Below are 17,759 nucleotides of genomic sequence, written 5' to 3'. Positions count from 1 at the left end.
AAAGCCAGGGTAAAACCTGGCTTTTTTGTGCTTGGAATTTAGCCTTCGTTCTTGCGAGGCGTTTCCGCATTGCTTTCTCCGGCCAGACCCTCGGCACCTTGTGCGGGGCGTTTCCAATGGCACAGCAGGAGCTGGCTGGCGTTCGCTTCGGTGATCGATGTGCAAGCTAGATCAGCGGGCAGACCATCCTTGCTGTCTCGCAAGCGCCTGGACAGATAGAACGAGCCATCCCGCGGCCACTTGGCAGGATCCTTGATGTTCTCGGACTTCCCGCTGCTGTAAAACTCCGACGAGTATGAGCGGCGGCCAGGATAGATCAGGGGAGCGGAATGAGCAGACTGCACATTGAGCCAGGCTTGAACCACATCCCGCTGATTCTGAGGGCGCTCCTCTAGTACCCCGGCGTAGATGATGCCCGCACCGATGATTGGCAACACCAATGCGCTCGCAGCGGCAGCCCAGGTGGTCTTCGGGCCAACTTCGCTGACCCGTGCAGACAGCAGCAATGCCCACGCTGGCAGCGCGGGTAGCAGGTAGGTCCACAGAATGTTGCCTGCAAATGTGAAGAAGACCGGTGTCGCCAAGGCCCACAGCCAGAGGTAGGCTTTGAAGCGCTGCATCGATCCACGCTTGCGGATCAACAGTGGTAGAAACAAGGCCCATGGCAGTAGCGACAATCCGAGCTGGATCCAGATGCTGCCGTACGGCTTGGCATGAGCACTACCATAGAGGTCCCCTGCCCAGTTACTGACGACGTAGCGGCTCCAGTGCTCACCAACGAAGAAGTACTCCATGAAGCCGGGCGTTTTCATCTCGGCCGCGACATACCATGGCACGGATATACCGAACATAAGTACAAGGCCGCTAATCCAGGGAAGCCTCAGTACCCGTCCCCATTCCTTGTAGATAACGAACCAGGCGAATGCCGGCGCCCCCATAAGCACCAGGGTCAGCGGCCCTTTGGCAAGCAAGCCCAGCCCGAGACCTGCGAACATCAGGTAGGCATCCGCCTTGCTGGCGCACTTCATCCAACGCCAGAAACCGTAGCTGGCCAGCAGAATCGAGAACGACAAAACAGGGTCAGTCAGCACAACACCGCTGGAGACCAGGCCAAGTGTGGTGCTGGAAAAAATAATGGCAGCCCAGATGCCGGCGTTACGAGAAATCTGCTGCGTGCCGAGTTTGATGATGATGAAACAGCTTGCCAGGTGGAGTAGCCACGCTGGGAAGCGCGCAGCGAACTCGTTAACGCCGAAGACCGTCATGCTCGCGGCCTGGGTCCAGAAGGACAACGGAGGCTTGCCCCAGAACGGTACCCCGTAGTCGAACATGGGCGTGATCCAGTCATTCAACTCGACCATCTTGCGAGCCATTTCAGCGTAACGGGCCTCAGATGTGTCCATCAGCGGGTAGATGCCCAGCCCCACCAAACGCAATAGCAAAATCGAACCCAGGACCCACCACAGCGTCCTCTCGTTCTTCAGGTTCAGCATTTCTTACCCTCGATCGAAGCCATCGAAGGGTGGAGTGACACGGGATCTGCCTTGTTGCTGTGCTTCAGGAAATAGAGAGGCCGGCGCTTCACTTCCGCGAGTGTCACGCCCAGGTACTCCCCCACCATGGCGACACCGACGCACATGAATGAAGCCATTCCGACGATCAGGTGATGGATGTCGAAACTGCCTGCCACAAGCGACGCAAGCATGTAGCAGATGCTGGAGACGAAAAGACCGAAACTGATGAGGCTGAAAATGCGCAGTGGTTTGCGAGAGAAGCTGACGATGCTCTCGATGGCCAGATTGAACAGGCCAGCTGCATTCCATTTGGTGCTCCCGGCATGGCGAACAGTGCGATTGTAGGGCAGTTCGATGGTACGAAAGCCTACCCAGCCGATCATGCCTTTGAGAATCCTGGAGCGTTCATCCAGGGCCCGCAGGGCTGCCAGCGGCGCAGGCCCAATCAATCGGAAATCGCTGACATCGGCCGGCATGTCCACCTTCTCCACCAGGCGCTGCATGACCCAGTAGTAAGCCCGGGCACTCATGCGCTTGAACCACGAATCACCGATTCTCAGGTTGCGCTGCATGTTCACCACGTCGTAGCCGCGTTGCCAGTAGTCCACCATGGCCGCGATGAGCTCTGGTGGATCCTGCAGGTCGACATCAATGAAGATCAGCGCACTGCCACGGGCATGGTCTATCCCGGCGCTCAGTGCAGCCTCTTTGCCGAAGTTGCGACTCAGGGACAGGCAACGTACAGATGACCCATCCTGATAGTGGCGAAGAATGTCGGCCGTCCGGTCATTACTGCCGTCGTCGACATAGAGGATTTCGCAGGAGACGGGTAAGCGCTTCACCACGCGGGTGATTCGCTGGTGGAACTCGGGGATGGTTTCCTCTTCCTGGAAGCAAGGGACCACGATGGTTAACAAGGGATCAGGGCGCTCGGGAAAGCGATGTAATGTCTGCATGATTGAATGTCCAAAAACGATGTGCAATGAATCCAAGTGCAGTGAGGCTTAAGGTCACTACGACTTGGGAGATGAGCGGTGACAGATTCGACTTGATGAGGAACCACATACCCACGCCATTGCCGAAGTTTGTGGTTAACGCGACCAGTGCAAACCTGACAGGCTGAAACTTACGAGAGCCATCTGCCACAAAACAGAGCGCCCTATTTCCAATGAAGCTCGCGATTGCGCCAACCATGCCGCCACAGATACTGGCCAGTAACGGAGTAACGAATTCTGTCGTAACCAGCAATAGGAACACCGCATAATGGACTCCCGTTGCTATGAAGCCGATCCCCAGATAACGAATCAGTAAGGTAGTAAGAGGTGGGGTTTGATTTTCCATGCCCAAAGCCTATGGAGGCAAAGGTGAAAAAATAGTGAACTAAATGTAAATGCGTAATTAGCCGAATCTATATATGGTAAGTAATAAGTCGGCGCACTAGGCTAGCACGCTACAATATCAGAGGGATTGCCTGAAAATTACGCTTTCGAAATAAAAGCCTTCCGATAACGCATGCATGACCCGTGGATTACAATGTTGACAAGATAAGGAAACACCGGGTGGCATTGAGATAGATTCCCCGAATTAAGGGGGACCTAATGGTTACACAAAATGAAACATATACAAGCACCGTTGTTCCTTACAGCCCTGACATATTGGATGATTTGCCAATTGATGATCAGCTGGCCGTAGAGTTTTTCGCAACAGCACGTTGTGCCAGTTTCAAACAGGCTGCCCGAGGGCTCAATGTGCCAGTGGTAGGCCTGCGGAAACGCTTGGAGAAACTGGAAGAGCACATTGGTGCTCCCGTGTTTGTCTACAAACACAACAAGCTTGCCCTGACCCGCACAGGCGAGAGGGTCAGCCATTACCTGTGCCAGCTCTTCGGCCCAGACGGCCTTGGCAAGTCCGGTGAAAAGGAAGTCCCCAGGCTTACCATCGCGATCACAGAGCCAGTGCTGAACGACATCGTAAACCGCGATCTAGTCGCCTACGTGCGTGATCATGCCGAAATGCAGCTGGAAATCCATTCAGAATGCACAACGCAGATGCTTTCTGAGTGTGAAGTCGATGTGGGTATCGCTTTGGTGAGCCCAGATGATAAAGGCGCGCTTGATCGCCATCCTACGTATAGGTTTGAACGGCTTGGCCGGATTGGGCACGCCCTGTTCATTTCCAGCCGCTATTCAAGAAGCGTCACCCTTCCAGTGGAGAGCTTGGATTTGCACAACTTCATGCTCGTTGTCCCTTGGGATGAAGAGATCTTGGCGGGCTCACGAAAGTGGGCATCGATAATGGCTGAGCATCAGGGCGGTACCACTCGGGTCAAGAGCTACAACCTATCACGAGGCCTTGTCGTTGGCGGTGCGTGTATTGGAGTGCTGCCCGACTACAGCCGAAAACTGGAGAGAAATATCCTACCCGTGCCGGGTTTCCTGGACGACCTGGAGGAGAAAGATGTCTATCTTGTTATCAAAACGAAGCTTGTCCGCAATCCGCAGGTTTTGGAAATTCGAAGATTGATCAAGAAGAGCTTCTTTGATAAGAAGGACTGGCTTGTTCGGTAACAGTTTTGTTAGGTTTGAAACTCCTCCGTTAACACTACAGAAACACAACTGTCATATTCGCTTGCAACCTAGTCAGAGTGCTTAGAACAAAGGCATCTTGTTACAGCAGGTGACAACCGTGGCCTGCTCCCATCTGCAAGATAAATTTAGGCCGGCGCAGGGCGAAATATAACGTCGGTAGCTAAGCACTTAACATACGAGAGGCAAGCAATGATCCGTTCTTCGAACATGCGGGAAAAGCTGTTGGCTGCCGCAATAATAGGCACATTTTCCTCGCAAGCATTCTCCGGAACAGTAACCACTGACGGAGCTGACATCGTTCTGAAGACCAAGGGCGGTCTTGAAGTATCGACTTCTGACAAGGAATTCAGTTTCAAACTGGGCGGCCGAGTTCAGGCCGACTACGGCCGTTTCGATGGTGTCTTCACCAAGAATGGCGATACCGCTGACGCAGGCTACTTCCGTCGCGCCTACCTTGAGCTCGGTGGCGTGCTGTACCGCGACTGGAAGTATCAGCTCAACTACGACCTTTCCCGCAACACGGGCAACGACTCCGACGGCTACTTCGACGAAGCCAGCCTGACCTACACGGGTTTCAAGCCGGTGCAACTGCGCTTTGGCCGTTTCTACACCGACTTCGGTCTTGAGAAAGCCACCAGTTCGAAGTGGACCACCGCCATGGAGCGGAACCTCTCGTACGACCTGGCGGACTGGATCAACGACAACGCCGGCATGGGTGTTCAAGCCACCAGCACCATCGCTGACATGGCTTATGTTTCCGGTAGCGTTTTCAGCGAAACCAATAACAACTCGGATGGCGACAGCACCAAGCGCTACAACGTACGTGGCGTGTTCGCACCGCTGCACAGTGATGGCAACGTCCTGCACGTCGGTGCTCAGTACGCTTACCGCGACCTCAAAAACAGTGCGGTCGATACCCGGATTCGTTCGCGTCTGGGCGTCCGCGGTGTAGATACCAATGGCGGCGGCGATGCCGGCACCAACGGCAACCGCATGCTGTTTGGCGGTGCTGCTGCACAAGATGGCCTGTGGAAGGACGACTCGGTCTGGGGTCTCGAAGGTGCCTGGGCCACCGGCCCGTTCTCGGTTCAAGCGGAATACCTTCGCCGCAAGCTGAAAGCTGACCAGGCCAACAACGACATGAAGGCCTCCGGTTACTACGCCCAGATGGCTTACACCCTGACCGGCGAGCCGCGTATCTACAAGCTCGATGGTGCCAAGTTCGACACTATCAAACCAGAGAACAAGGAACTGGGGGCCTGGGAAGTCTTCTACCGCTTTGACGATATCAAGGTCGAAGACGGCAACCTGGTCACCGCGGCGGACCAATCGAACGAGCGCAAGGCCAAGAGCCACACGGTGGGTGTGAACTGGTACGTCAACGAGGCGGTGAAAGTCAGTGCCAACTACATCAACGTGCGCACCGACAACAACGAGAACACCGTGGGCGACGACAGCGGCAATGCCATCGTGACCCGCCTGCAATACGTCTTCTGATCCCTCTCATCAGTCTGACGTGAGAAAGCCGGAAGCGCTCAACGTGCTTCCGGCTTTCCTGTTTCTGGAGGTGATCAAGCATGGAGCGCCCTCCTCCTACCTGCTTTCGCTTACCGATGACCGCTCTTGCCAAAGCTCGGCGAATCTGATGTGATTGCCGCGTCGGGCTTTGCATGGTGGCCGTGCAAGCAAATCAAACCTGACTCCTATTCATGATTGAACCTGATTCGACGTCCAGCTTCGCGTCTAACGGCCCTACAAGCGCAGCTACCCCAACGTCGCTCATTAGGGGATAGTCATGTCTGCAAAAAAGCTGCTTCAACCTCTCGCTGCTCAGCTGCACGCCTCGTTCTCGGCTTCTGGCCGCCCGTACTCTCATCTGCACCTCCACCAGCTGTTCCACGCGGCCATCGGCTCCGTTGCACCGCAAGTTGCCATCCAAGACAAGCTGCCAATTCAGGTCTGTCGTGACAACGAGACACGGCAGTACAACCTCTACGCGGCGGTCGAGCGGGCGAAAACGTGCTTAGGATTGACCGATCTTCAAGCAGTCGGTGTGGCTGAAGAAGTCATTGAGGTGCTACGAACTGCGGGAATCGGCGTGAACCAGGTTCGCCTGCTCCTTGACCCCTCCTTCAGCTCGAAGACTCGCAAAAAGGCCTTCAAGGCTCTCTGCAAGAACCTGGATCTGAACGAGCTAGGCGATCGCTTCGTCCCCAAGACTGCCACGTTGGCCATCGCTGCTGGTATTGCGCCGCCTCCCAAAATGTCGTGGAAGGATCGCTTCGCCCTGGCTGCAAATTCCCCCATGCGGGGGCCAAGCGAGCTCATCAGCATGGTCAACCGGGATGAGTGTTATCTGTGGGTATTCCCACCGACTGACCATCATGCGACGGCTCCAGCGACGCATGACCGTTTCTTTGGTGAAAAGACCCACCCGAGCGCAGAAATGGGCATGGGGTTCAGCATCATCGATTCCGGCTGGACCCGCCCCAAGTACCCGCTATCCAGGCAGTCACAAGAGACCTTCATCCAGTATTCGCTTTCTGCGCCGATGTGGTCCTGGCGCGCACAAAGTGACACCTGGCGCCTGGGAAACATCCTGCGTTCAAGAATCCTTGACGGGGCTCCTTGGCATAACGAGCCTCTGAGTGACGTGCTTCCGAGCGGCCTTAAATCCCTGCCCCGGATCTATGGGTGCGAAACCTGCCGAACGCTGTTCATTGAGAATCACAGCGACTACCCGGATGTACCCACTCAGTGCCAATGCGGTGAGGCGAGCAGCACGGGTGACCAAAACGAGTCATCTGCTCTCAATAGCTGATTTTCCTTACGGTGGCGGGCTGAGCCCCCCGTTAGGGATTGGCTATGGGAGCGGGATTCGCTCACCCCAAACCTGAAGGCGCCGCCACCTAACCGAGCGATATGAGCTGAATGCTCGCGGAGTAGATATGCAAAAGAGTAAAAACAAACAGGACACCCTGGCGGCGATCAATGCGCTTGTCGAGATTGCGTATGATCAGGGATTTGCGGACGGACACGGAGTCGGCAATCAAGTCGGTTTCGTAGCCGGTGTCATGAGCCTCAAAGCTGCATTGGCCTGCGGCTTACGGCATGGCTCACCTGAGTGCGGAAAGGCCCTTGAAAGCCTCAAGCGCATCGGGATCGACGAGTGAGAGAAAAGTACGGGTCGTGCGCTGATCGCGCACGACCCGTACTTCTACTTCAGGTCATTTCCCTGCTTAGCTTCATGATTGAAGCTCAGGGATCAGGTGCTTCTGCGGTAGGCCAACAGGCGCAAGGCGTTGAAGACGACCAACAGTGTGGAGCCCTCATGGATCGCAACAGCGGCACCAATGCTCAAGCCCATGATGGTGGACGGAACCAGGATGGCCACAATCCCCAAGCTGACGAACAGATTCTGGTGGATGATCGATCGCGTGTGACGGCTCAGCCCCACCGCAAATGGGAGTTGCCTGATGTCGTCAGCCATAAGCGCGATATCAGCCGTTTCCAGGGCAACATCAGATCCAGCAGCCCCCATTGCGATACCAACGCTCGAACTGGCCATGGCAGGGGCATCATTGACGCCGTCACCCACCATGGCCACCTTGGCGCTAAGGCGCAGGTTTTTGATGGCCTTGACCTTGTCTTCCGGCATCAGGTCTCCCCACGCTTCATCTAAGCCAACTTGTTTGGCTACAGCCTCTGCAACGCGGTTGTGGTCTCCAGAAATCATGACCATGCGTTCGATGCCCATCTCTCTAAGCTTCTGGAGTGCCTCTTTGGCCCCCTCCCGGGGTGTGTCCAATAGCCCGATAGCGCCCAGATCCTTGTCAGCACGCCGTACCACCATGGTGGTACGGCCTGACTGACGTAGACGCTCCGCAGCCTCCAGGGCTGCCTTGCTGAGTGCGGGAATACCATTGGTACCGAACATCTCGACCTTGCCAATCCAGACGAACTGCCCATCAAGCTCAGCACGCACGCCGCGGCCAATCATGTTGCTCATGTTCTTGGCTTGGAATCGGCGCCGTGTGCCAATCATCTCTTCACCGTCACGCACAATTGCCGCAGCCAGCGGATGGTCGCTCATCGACTCCACAGCGATGGCGACGTTTAGCAGATCCTCGATCTGCGTGCCGCCTATGGGTATTACATCGGTGATACGTGGGCGCCCTTCGGTCAGGGTACCGGTCTTGTCGAATGCCATGGCATTCAATGATCCAAGCTCTTCAAGTGGCGCACCGCCCTTGATCAGCACGCCACCTCGGGCTGCCCTGGCGATGCCAGAGAGAATGGCGCTTGGTGTAGCGATCGCGAGCGCGCAGGGGCTGGCTGCAACCAGTACGGCCATCGCCCGGTAGAACGAGTCACGGAACGGCTCGTCAAGGAAAATGCCGGCAAATAGCAGCCCGACTACCAGCAGTAAAACCAACGGGACGAATATGCGTTGGAAGCGGTCCGTGAATCGCTGGGTCGGTGACTTCCTGACTTCGGCTTCACTGACCATCTTGATGACCCGCGCCAAGGTACTCTCCGTAGAGCGCCGTGTTACCTCAACCTCGATGAGCGTTTCGCCATTGATGGTACCGGCGAAGACTTTCGAGGCTGCATCCACTGCATCTGGCTTGCTGCGTGCGAGTTCGGCATCAGGAACAGGTTGCTTGTCCACGGGGACGCTCTCACCGGTTACTGGCGCCTGGTTGATACTTGAGGAGCCTACGACTACAAAACCATCGGCCGGCAGGCGGTCATTGGGGCGCACGATGACAACGTCACCGGGAACCAGCAGCTCCACGGGCATCTCCACCGTGCCATTTGCTCTGCGTACGATCGCGGTGGCTGGTGCGAGCTTGGACAGTGCCTCAATCGCTTTCTTGGCCCGCCCCATCGCGTAGCTTTCAAGGGAATGCCCCAGACTGAACAGGAACAGCAGCAGAGCCCCCTCCGCCCAGGCGCCGATGCTCGCGGCACCGACTGCGGCGAGAAGCATCAGCGAGTCGATCTCGAAGCGTTTCTGACGGATGTTGGTAACCGCTTCCTTAGTGGTGAACCATCCACCGAACACGTAGGCCGACACGTACAGAATCAGAGGCAGACGATCAATCAGGCCAAGTTTTCCTGCGAGAGCTCCGGCACCCAGGAGAGCACCACAGATCAGCGCGAAAATCAGCTCTGTGTTCATTCCAAAAATGCCGCCATGCTCATGGCTATGACCTTCATGCCCGGCTTGGTCATCAGGGCGTTCAAGCAAACTCTTCATAACTCGTCCCTTCTGGGGTCAAGGCTTCCAATTGCCCTCTGCAGTTGGGGAGCCGTCTCTGTTGGTTGGCTAAGATCTATTGCACGGTTTGCCCGAGCCCAGGCGTTAACATTTCGAAGCTATGGGGTATCGGGCGTAATAAAAAATGCCAGGCACTGCCTGGCATTTATGAATTCTCTAATTGTTCTGTTCAAATCGTTTACTACTTGTTGTTGATGCATTGCGAATACATCGAGTAACGAACAGTCTTGAGCGTGCCCTGGGAGTCCTCGAAGGTCATCAACCGTGGATAGACCTGGCAGGTACGGGGGTCCTGCGACTGACGTACGAATTTCGCAACGTCTATCTTCATGCCATATTTGTAATCCTGAATCTCTGGCATTGGCTTGCCATTTTTCTCCGCGTACTTGGCCACTGCGGTCTGGTGTTCCTTGGTGTATTGAAGCTGCTTGCTCTCGGAGAAAGTGTTGGCCTGCGAAGCCACCGAGAAAACAACAAGTGCAGCAGCGATAATTAGCTTTTTCATAAAACCCTCTCAATTTCAAAACTTCTCGGGCGTAACCTTAGCAATGCATAGGCATCACCGGCATGACGAGAAACTTACAATTTTGAAAGGTAAGTGCATCTACTTCACTTTAAACAAAAAAGCCCACAACACGTGTTGTGGGCTTCTCTTTAGCGGAGGCTGTTAGCTAACCACTTCGGCCTCGTCGCCGTCTTCATCCTTGCGGTGTGCCCAGTGATACAGGGCAGGCAGTACCAGCAAGGTCAGTGCGGTGGAGGACAGGATCCCGCCAATCACCACCGTCGCCAATGGCCGCTGAACTTCGGCACCGGTGCCGGTGGCCAAAGCCATCGGGATGAAGCCCAGGGACGCTACCAAGGCTGTCATCAGAACAGGTCGCAGACGGGTCAATGCACCTTCATCGACTGCCTGTCTGAGCGTTCGTCCCTCCTCCCTTAGCCCGCGGATGAAGGCAATCATCACCAGGCCGTTCAGTACTGCAACGCCGGACAGTGCAATGAAGCCGACACCTGCCGAGATCGACAGTGGGATGTCCCGCAGCCACAACGCCACAACACCACCGGTGAGTGCGAATGGAATACCGGTGAAGACCAGCATGCCGTCCTTCAGGTTGTTGAACATCAGGAACAACAAGGTCATGACCAGCAGCAAGGCGACTGGAACAACGATCTGCAGGCGTTTGGCAGCCGACTGCAGCTGCTCGAACTGGCCCCCCCAAGTCGTCCAGTAGCCCGCAGGGATTTGCACCTTCTTGTCCAGCGATGCGGTCGCCTCCTCAACGAAGGACCCCAGATCGCGGCCTCGAACGTTGGCGCTGACGATAACCAGACGTTTGCCGTTCTCGCGGCTGATTTGGTTCGGGCCCAGTTGCAGGTCCAGATTGGCGACCTGGGACAGCGGGATGAAGCCGATCTGATTGGCACCCTGTGCCGCATTGGCAGGTACCGGGATCAGCAAGCTGGACATACCCGCTACGTCGGTGCGAACGGTCTCTGGTAGGCGTACTACCATGTCGAACCGACGGTCGCCCTCATACAGCGTGCCGGCCTGACGGCCACCCACGGCGATAGCGATCGAGTTCTGAACATCCGCGATGTTCAGGCCGTAGCGTGCTGCTTTTTCGCGGTCAATGTTGATGGTCAGCACCGGCAGGCCGGATGTCTGCTCAACTTTCACTTCCGATGAGCCCGGGACCGCTTTGAGCGCTGCCGCGATCTTGTTGGCGGTGTTGTTGAGCACGTCCATGTCATCGCCGAAGACTTTCACAGCGACGTCACTACGCACGCCCGAAATCAGCTCGTTGAAACGCAGTTGGATTGGCTGCGACAACTCGTAGTTGCTTCCTGGAACACCCGCTGCGGCCTTCTGCACTTCAGCAATCAGCTCATCACGAGGCTTCTTCGGGTTAGGCCACTGATCCTGAGGCTTGAGCATGATGTAGGCGTCAGAGGCGTTCGGCGGCATCGGGTCAGATGCAATTTCTGCGGTACCCGAGCGTGCGAACATCCGCTCAACTTCAGGCACCTGCGCAATCACCGCTTTCTCCAGACGCTGCTGCATCTCGACAGATTGAGTGAGGCTCGTTCCAGGCACACGCATGGCCTGCATCGCAAAGTCACCCTCACTGAGGCTTGGGATGAACTCGCTACCCATACGACTTGCCAGCAAACCACTGAGCACGACCAAGGCTACTGCGGCCGAGAAAGCGATGTTCCGATGTCCCAGCACCCATTGCAGAACCGGTTCATAGCGCAGTCGAGCTGTGCGCATGACCACGCCTTCCTCTTCCTTCACCTTGCCAGTGACGAACATGGCAATAGCTGCAGGAACAAAGGTAACGGACAGGACCATTGCACCCAGCAGCGCCATCACAACGGTGAAGGCCATCGGGTGGAACATTTTGCCTTCGACGCCGGTGAGGGCGAAGATCGGCAGGTACACCACCATGATGATCAGCTGACCGAAGATCAGCGGCCGGCGAGCTTCTCGCGCCGCGGCAAAGACCTCGTGGAAGCGTTCGGTTTTGGTGAGCATGCGGCCATGCTTATGTTGCGCATGAGCCAGTCGACGGATCGCGTTTTCTACAATAACCACGGCACCGTCGACGATGATGCCGAAGTCGAGTGCCCCCAAACTCATTAAGTTGGCACTGACCTTGTTGTTGAACATGCCTGTGAAGGTGAACAGCATGGACAGCGGAATCACCATCGCGGTGATCAGAGCCGCACGGATGTTGCCGAGGAACAGGAACAGAATGGCGATAACCAGGATCGCGCCTTCCACCAGGTTCTTCTTCACCGTCGCGATGGCTTTTTCAACCAGGTTGGTACGGTCGTAAACAGTCACAGCCACCACGCCCTTTGGCAGGGTGCGGTTGATGTCCGCCAATTTGGCGGCGACAGCTTGAGATACGGTGCGGCTGTTTTCACCAATCAGCATGAACACGGTACCGAGCACGACTTCGCGGCCGTTCTCAGTAGCAGCACCTGTACGGAGCTCTTTACCGATGCTGACGTCAGCAACGCTGCTGATGCGAATCGGTGCACCATCCACACTGGTGATCACGATGTTGGCGATGTCTTCGATATTGCCTACCTGACCCGGTGCACGGATGAGCAACTGTTCACCATTACGCTCGATGTAGCCGGCACCGACGTTGGCGTTGTTACTTTCCAACGCTGCGACCAGGTCATTGAGTGTCAGCTTGTAGGTAGCCAGGCGCTTTGGATCCGGCGCAACCAGGAACTGCTTGGCATAACCGCCGATGGTATTGATCTCGGCCACACCCGGGACGTTACGCAGCTGAGGCTTGATGATCCAGTCCTGGATCACGCGCAGGTCGGTCGGGGTGTACGGCGTACCGTCCTCTTTGACCGCGCCATCTTCGGCTTCAACAGTCCACAGGAAGATCTCGCCGAGGCCGGTAGATACCGGACCCATGACGGCCTCTACACCTTCTGGCAGCTGTTCCTTCGCAACCTGCAGCCGCTCGTTGATCAACTGGCGGGCAAAGAAGATGTCAGTGCCATCCTTGAAGATCACGGTGACCTGAGACAGGCCAGAGCGAGACAGGGAACGGGTCTGCTGAAGGCCCGGGAGACCGGCCATGGCCGTTTCAACTGGAAACGTGATCCGTTGTTCGGTTTCCAAGGGCGAGTAACCAGGCGCTGCAGTGTTGATCTGCACCTGGACGTTGGTGATATCGGGTACCGCATCGATGGGCAGCTTTTGATAGCTGTAGATACCGATACCCGCCATGATCAGAACGGCGATCATTACTACGATGCGCTGCTCGATGGCGAATCTGATGATACGTTCAAACATGAGAAATCATCCTGTCAGTTCGCATCAGTGACCGTGTTCGGCAGAAGCTTTGCCGAGCTCGGACTTGAGTGTGAAGCTGCCACTGGTTGCTACCTGGGCGCCGGCTTCAATACCGTCGATGATTTCCACGTACCCATTGTCGCGGCGACCCAGTTTTACCGGGCGGGTGTCAAAGCCATCTGGGGTGCGTACGAATACCGAAGGTTTGTCTTCAACGGTCTGCACAGCGTGCTCAGGGACCGCTACGGCAACTCGATCGGTCTGGGAGGTGACCGCAATGTTTACGAACAGGCCTGGACGCCAGGCGCCGTTGGGGTTGGTCAAGGTGACGCGGACAGTAGCTGCACGGTTTTGCTCGCCCAGCAGGCTGCCGACATAACCCACCTTCCCTTCGACCTCGACGTTCATGTCAGGCGAAGAGACTTTCACTGCACGGCCAGTCGTGACCTTGCCCAGATCTGTCGGCGGAACTGCGAAGGTCGCCCAGACCTGATTCAGGTCGGAAAGGATGAAGGCGTTGGTCGCCTCGCTGACGACTTCGCCGACGGTCAGGTGTTTCTCCACTACCACGGCGTCGAAGGGAGCGCGGAGCTCGTAACGATTACCGCCAACGGAGTTAACCGAGGCACCGATTGCGCCGACCTTCTGCTTGGCGTTGGCCAAGGAGATCTCCGCTTCTTGCAGCGCTTGGCGTGCTTGGAGGTAGTCTTGCTCTGCAGAGATCTTGTCCTGCCACAGTTGCTTCTCACGTTCGAAGGTCACACGCGCCAGTTCGACGCGACGCTGTGCGGCCTGTTGTTCGCTGCGCAGGTCAGAGATCTGCTGGCTGGCGATTACCGCGAGGACTTGCCCTTTCTTGACCGTCTCGCCCAGGTTGGCCTGGACAGCCTCAACAACGCCAGGAACACGAGGAACCACGTGGGCAGTACGATCTTCGTCGAAGCGAATTTCGCCAGGGAAGCTCACGACGGTACCGAGGTCACGAGGCGCTGCAGCTTCCAGGGCAACACCAGCGGCCTTGATCTGTTCAGCGCTGAGCGTCAGCTTGCCCTCTTCTTCACCGCCCTCTTCGCTGTGGCCTTCTTCACCATGGCCCTCATCACCTTCCTCTTTGGCGGCAGATGCGGCTTTCTTTTCGTCGCCATGGCCATCGTTAGCGCCATGCTCGGCAGTACTGGCGGCCTGCTGTCCGGAACTGTTGTTCCAGGCAAGGCTGCCAAATCCGAGGGCTGCCACAGCGGCTACCGCGAGGGCGATCTTGCGTTTGTTATCCATTGCTACTCCTGCTGATCGTAGGCACCGGCTTGTTCAAGGCTGTGTGCCGAAGAAAATGTTTGGCCCGTTCAGCGAGTGCCGGCGGTTGAGCCGACTTCGCCATAAACCCTTTCCACCTGCGCACGCGCATTGGTCGCCGCTGCCAACGATTCGAGGTATTGGCCACGAGCGACGATCAAGGTGCGCTGGGCATCCAGCACTTCGATGAAACCGAATTTGCCCATCTCGAAGCCGCGGGTTGCGGTCTCTACGGCTTGTTGGGCTGAAGGCAGAATGGTCTTGTCGTAGGACTCGACCTCCTGCATGGCGGTGGACCATTGGTTCAACGCGGTTTGGGTTTCGGTGCGCAGGCGCAGCTCAACAGCATTGCGCTGGTCCCGGGCCTGATCTGCACGACGAGAAGCGGAAAGAATGTTGCCCTGGTTACGATCGAACAGCGGCAAAGGCATAGACAGGCCCACAGTGTTGACCCGCTCGCGCACAGAGCGGTCGTACTGGCTACCTACACTGACAGTAAGGTTCGGGATACGCTGAGCTTTCTCTGAGCCGAGCGAGGCATCGCTCTTGTCTATCTGCACCACGGCCTGACGCATTTCTGCTGTTTGGTCGAGCTTAGCCAGCAGATCTTCAGTGCGAGGTGGCAAGCCCGGGGAGAGGGTTGGCGATTCGAGTCGATCAAACACGGTGACTGAGCTCCCGGTAATTTGAGCGAGCTGTTGGTAAGCGGTCGCTTTTTCCGTTTCTGCACGTCGAACTTGCAGCTGGGCTTCGGCCAGTTGCACTTGAGCGCGGGTCGCCTCCACTGGGGACGACTTACCTGCGCGAACACGGCCATCGACGATGCGAAGACCGCGCTCAGTCAGTTCGAGAGATTGCTTGGCCAGGTCGAGACCTGTCTGGGCCCGCAACGCGGCGTAAAAGGCTTGGACGACATCTGCACGCAGGCCGTTAACGCGACGGTCTAACTCAAGCTGTGCGGCGGTCTGCCCGTATGTGGCGACGTCAACACGAGCCCCCCGCTTACCGCCCAGCTCAAGGGTCTGGCTGAGAGAGACAGTCGTCTGGCTGGTGTTACGACGGGTGTCTTCCACGTCATACGAGATTGTGGGGTTGGGGATAAGCCCGGCCTGCTTGCGAGCACCATCAGCGATCCCAATTTCTTGCCTGGCCGCGGCCAGGTCTGGGTTGGCATCCATGGCCGTCGAAAGCGCCTGGGGCAAGCTGATGCTTTGGGCAAGGGCTGCAGGCGCCATCAACCCAGAGATGACTGCACAGAGTGCAGCGATCTTCCAGGGCGAGACGGGGGTCTTGGGTAAGACATTGCGGTTATACCGGGGCACTTTGATGGTCCTCGTGCACAAACTTCGATAAAGCTTGGCGAGAACGCCGAAACAGCTGCCAAGCCCCACTTGATTAGGTGATGGCACTCTAATGAGCGGTAGCTATCAGAGGGGTGGCTAGAAAATTACAATTCCGTAAGAATGTCCTGTAATGCCCGAAAATACTGGGAAACCAAACCCGACACGATGATTTCGTTACAAGCAACGGAGATGGCAAACACGCGGTGCGAAGGCCCGAACAACAGGTAGATGACGAAATTGTAATTTTCCTATCACCCCCCCGTTATCTTCGGCCTGCAAATATGAGCTCGCGCTACGCTAGGCGCGCCGCCTGGTCAGAACAATTAACGACACCCGCGCCGGTAAACATAATAAAAACTGCCGTGAATCAAAGGAGCATCGGATGAAAATCAAAGTACCACTGTATTTGGCGGCAGTTTCTGCGCTGTCTGGAAGCTATGCTATTTCGGCACAGGCAGAAGACAAGCCAGAAGGCTTCATTGAAGGCAGCAGCCTTACAGTGCTGAACCGTAACTTCTACTTCAACCGTGATAACCGCGACAGCACTGCCCCCACTTATAACAGTGGCAAGGGCAACACCAACGGCTACTCCGAAGCCTGGGCGCACGCGATCATCAGCAAATTCAACTCTGGGTTTACCCAGGGAACCGTTGGCTTTGGCGTTGATGCCTTCGCCATGATCGGCCTCAAGCTCGACACCGGTGATGGGCGCAACGGCGGCCGTAGCTCCTTCGACGTGCTACCCGTTGATAACAAGGGCGAAGCTCGCGACGAATACACCAAGGTCGGCGGCGCAGCCAAAGTCCGCTTGTTCGATACCATCGTGAAAGTAGGTGATGTTTTCCCATCGACTCCGGTCGTTGCATCCGGCGACTCTCGCCTGCTGCCAGAAAGCTTCCGCGGCGTGACCGTTGAGAACACCAGCATCCAAGGCCTCACCCTGCAGGGTGGTCGTCTGCATGCGATGAGCCAGCCGGTCTCAAGCAACCTGAACGACAACTTCGTGACGTTCTACGGCGGCCCGGTCAACTCGCCATGGATCGGTTACGGTGGCGGTGACTACTCGATCAACGACAACTGGACTGTGAGCGTCTACGCCAGCCAGCTGAAAGACGTCTGGAATCAGTACTACGCCGGCACCAGCGTGGTTTACCCGCTGAGCGACGATCTGGCGCTGATCGGTGGCTTCAACTACTACAAAGCCGTAGATGAAGGTAAGAAGCGCCTGGGTGAATTCGACAACAACATCTGGAGTGCCAAGGTCGGCGTGCGTTACGGTGCCCATACCCTAGCCCTGTCGCACCAGCGCAACAACGGCGACGACGATTTTGACTACCTGCGTCAGTCGGACTCGATTTTCGTCGACAACTCCATCCAGTACAGCGACTTCAACTCGCCGAAAGAGCGTTCCTGGATGCTGCGCTATGACCTGAACTTCACCAGCTACGGCATTCCAGGCCTGACGTTCATGACCCGCTACGCCAGAGGCTCGGGCGCGGATTACTCGAACGCTAACCAGTTCTACATGCGCACTGATGACAACGGCAACCCGCTCGACAATCAGAAGCGTTGGGAGCGTGACGTCGAAGTCAAATACGTTGTCCAAACCGGTCCAGCAAAAGATCTGTCCTTCCGGTTGCGCCAGGCAACCACACGTGCCACTGCATTCGAATCGGATCTGGATGAAACCCGTGTGATCATTGAGTACCCGCTTTCGATTCTGTAATTCGCTAACTGGACCAGTTATTCATTAACTGGTCCTATTAGTAAAACGAGCATTACGAATTCACCTTGAGTGGCTTAAGTGCTCCTTTGGTAAAAGGTGGATATTTGGCGCCCATTGGGCGCCTTTTTTTGCCTAAAATTCAAGTAGGCGTTCGATTGTACGCATCGCATGCCGGTGAAGTT

At 56.4% G+C, this 17,759-nt stretch carries 13 protein-coding genes; 5 read left to right on the top strand and 8 right to left on the bottom strand.

The window, feature by feature from the left end; all coding sequences use genetic code 11:
• Positions 1-38: 38 nt before the first annotated feature.
• Genes AC05QJ_RS00755 through AC05QJ_RS00745 form a run of 3 tightly spaced genes read right to left on the bottom strand, consistent with a single transcriptional unit; the run spans position 39 to position 2,855 of the window.
• The gene (locus AC05QJ_RS00755) at positions 39-1,493 is read right to left on the bottom strand and encodes a phospholipid carrier-dependent glycosyltransferase (RefSeq protein WP_010951444.1); all 1,455 of its coding nucleotides are present in this window, start codon (positions 1,491-1,493) and stop codon (positions 39-41) included.
• Entirely contained in the window at positions 1,487-2,470 is a 984-nt protein-coding gene (locus AC05QJ_RS00750; protein ID WP_010951445.1) for a glycosyltransferase family 2 protein, read from the bottom strand. Before AC05QJ_RS00750 ends, AC05QJ_RS00755 begins: the two co-directional genes overlap by 7 nt.
• Positions 2,436-2,855 carry a GtrA family protein gene (locus tag AC05QJ_RS00745; RefSeq protein WP_010951446.1) on the bottom strand — a complete coding sequence of 140 codons (420 nt, stop codon included), beginning with the start codon at positions 2,853-2,855 and terminating at the stop codon, positions 2,436-2,438. The genes AC05QJ_RS00750 and AC05QJ_RS00745 overlap by 35 nt, the downstream gene beginning before the upstream one ends.
• A 257-nt stretch (positions 2,856-3,112) precedes the next feature.
• Here AC05QJ_RS00745 and AC05QJ_RS00740 point away from each other — a divergent pair, with 257 nt between their 5' ends.
• From AC05QJ_RS00740 to AC05QJ_RS00725, 4 genes are all read left to right on the top strand, one after another.
• A complete protein-coding gene (locus AC05QJ_RS00740; RefSeq protein ID WP_010951447.1) occupies positions 3,113-4,081 on the top strand; it encodes a LysR family transcriptional regulator in 969 nt (322 codons plus the stop codon).
• Between the two features lie 210 nt (positions 4,082-4,291).
• Complete coding sequence (locus AC05QJ_RS00735; RefSeq protein WP_009395904.1) at positions 4,292-5,599, top strand: OprO/OprP family phosphate-selective porin; 1,308 nt, start codon at positions 4,292-4,294, stop codon at positions 5,597-5,599.
• A gap of 298 nt (positions 5,600-5,897) precedes the next feature.
• Complete coding sequence (locus AC05QJ_RS00730) at positions 5,898-6,923, top strand: hypothetical protein (RefSeq protein ID WP_011953109.1); 1,026 nt, start codon at positions 5,898-5,900, stop codon at positions 6,921-6,923.
• Positions 6,924-7,050: 127 nt separating this feature from the next.
• A complete protein-coding gene (locus tag AC05QJ_RS00725) occupies positions 7,051-7,275 on the top strand; it encodes a hypothetical protein (RefSeq protein WP_010951451.1) in 225 nt (74 codons plus the stop codon).
• A gap of 92 nt (positions 7,276-7,367) precedes the next feature.
• Here the strand turns inward: AC05QJ_RS00725 and AC05QJ_RS00720 are convergent, their stop codons facing one another.
• From AC05QJ_RS00720 to AC05QJ_RS00700, 5 genes are all read right to left on the bottom strand, one after another.
• Positions 7,368-9,365: a heavy metal translocating P-type ATPase gene (locus AC05QJ_RS00720; protein WP_010951452.1), complete on the bottom strand. Its 1,998-nt coding sequence runs from the start codon at positions 9,363-9,365 to the stop codon at positions 7,368-7,370.
• A gap of 202 nt (positions 9,366-9,567) precedes the next feature.
• Positions 9,568-9,891, bottom strand: a complete 324-nt coding sequence (locus tag AC05QJ_RS00715) for a DUF2790 domain-containing protein (protein ID WP_003253432.1) — start codon at positions 9,889-9,891, stop codon at positions 9,568-9,570.
• A 162-nt stretch (positions 9,892-10,053) separates the two neighbouring features.
• The gene (locus AC05QJ_RS00710) at positions 10,054-13,215 is read right to left on the bottom strand and encodes a CusA/CzcA family heavy metal efflux RND transporter (RefSeq protein ID WP_010951454.1); all 3,162 of its coding nucleotides are present in this window, start codon (positions 13,213-13,215) and stop codon (positions 10,054-10,056) included.
• Positions 13,216-13,239: 24 nt separating this feature from the next.
• The gene (locus AC05QJ_RS00705) at positions 13,240-14,490 is read right to left on the bottom strand and encodes an efflux RND transporter periplasmic adaptor subunit (RefSeq protein ID WP_010951455.1); all 1,251 of its coding nucleotides are present in this window, start codon (positions 14,488-14,490) and stop codon (positions 13,240-13,242) included.
• 68 nt (positions 14,491-14,558) lie between these two features.
• The gene (locus AC05QJ_RS00700) at positions 14,559-15,830 is read right to left on the bottom strand and encodes a TolC family protein (protein ID WP_010951456.1); all 1,272 of its coding nucleotides are present in this window, start codon (positions 15,828-15,830) and stop codon (positions 14,559-14,561) included.
• 403 nt (positions 15,831-16,233) lie between these two features.
• On the opposite strand from AC05QJ_RS00700, the gene AC05QJ_RS00695 reads away from it, so the two are divergent.
• Entirely contained in the window at positions 16,234-17,577 is a 1,344-nt protein-coding gene (locus AC05QJ_RS00695; RefSeq protein WP_003253422.1) for an OprD family porin, read from the top strand.
• The last annotated feature ends 182 nt before the right edge of the window (positions 17,578-17,759 follow it).

Source organism: Pseudomonas sp. TUM25319, assembly GCF_056388475.1.
Note: the sequence above shows the minus strand (reverse complement) of the source record. Positions and strands in the feature narration are given on the sequence as shown.

Bases quoted from the DNA above. Each gene is read 5' to 3' on its own strand.
- AC05QJ_RS00755 (WP_010951444.1), bottom strand. From the start codon at position 1,493: ATGCTGAACCTGAAGAACGAGAGGACGCTGTGGTGGGTCCTGGGTTCG.
- AC05QJ_RS00750 (WP_010951445.1), bottom strand. From the start codon at position 2,470: ATGCAGACATTACATCGCTTTCCCGAGCGCCCTGATCCCTTGTTAACC.
- AC05QJ_RS00745 (WP_010951446.1), bottom strand. From the start codon at position 2,855: ATGGAAAATCAAACCCCACCTCTTACTACCTTACTGATTCGTTATCTG.
- AC05QJ_RS00740 (WP_010951447.1), top strand. From the start codon at position 3,113: ATGGTTACACAAAATGAAACATATACAAGCACCGTTGTTCCTTACAGC.
- AC05QJ_RS00735 (WP_009395904.1), top strand. From the start codon at position 4,292: ATGATCCGTTCTTCGAACATGCGGGAAAAGCTGTTGGCTGCCGCAATA.
- AC05QJ_RS00730 (WP_011953109.1), top strand. From the start codon at position 5,898: ATGTCTGCAAAAAAGCTGCTTCAACCTCTCGCTGCTCAGCTGCACGCC.
- AC05QJ_RS00725 (WP_010951451.1), top strand. From the start codon at position 7,051: ATGCAAAAGAGTAAAAACAAACAGGACACCCTGGCGGCGATCAATGCG.
- AC05QJ_RS00720 (WP_010951452.1), bottom strand. From the start codon at position 9,365: ATGAAGAGTTTGCTTGAACGCCCTGATGACCAAGCCGGGCATGAAGGT.
- AC05QJ_RS00715 (WP_003253432.1), bottom strand. From the start codon at position 9,891: ATGAAAAAGCTAATTATCGCTGCTGCACTTGTTGTTTTCTCGGTGGCT.
- AC05QJ_RS00710 (WP_010951454.1), bottom strand. From the start codon at position 13,215: ATGTTTGAACGTATCATCAGATTCGCCATCGAGCAGCGCATCGTAGTA.
- AC05QJ_RS00705 (WP_010951455.1), bottom strand. From the start codon at position 14,490: ATGGATAACAAACGCAAGATCGCCCTCGCGGTAGCCGCTGTGGCAGCC.
- AC05QJ_RS00695 (WP_003253422.1), top strand. From the start codon at position 16,234: ATGAAAATCAAAGTACCACTGTATTTGGCGGCAGTTTCTGCGCTGTCT.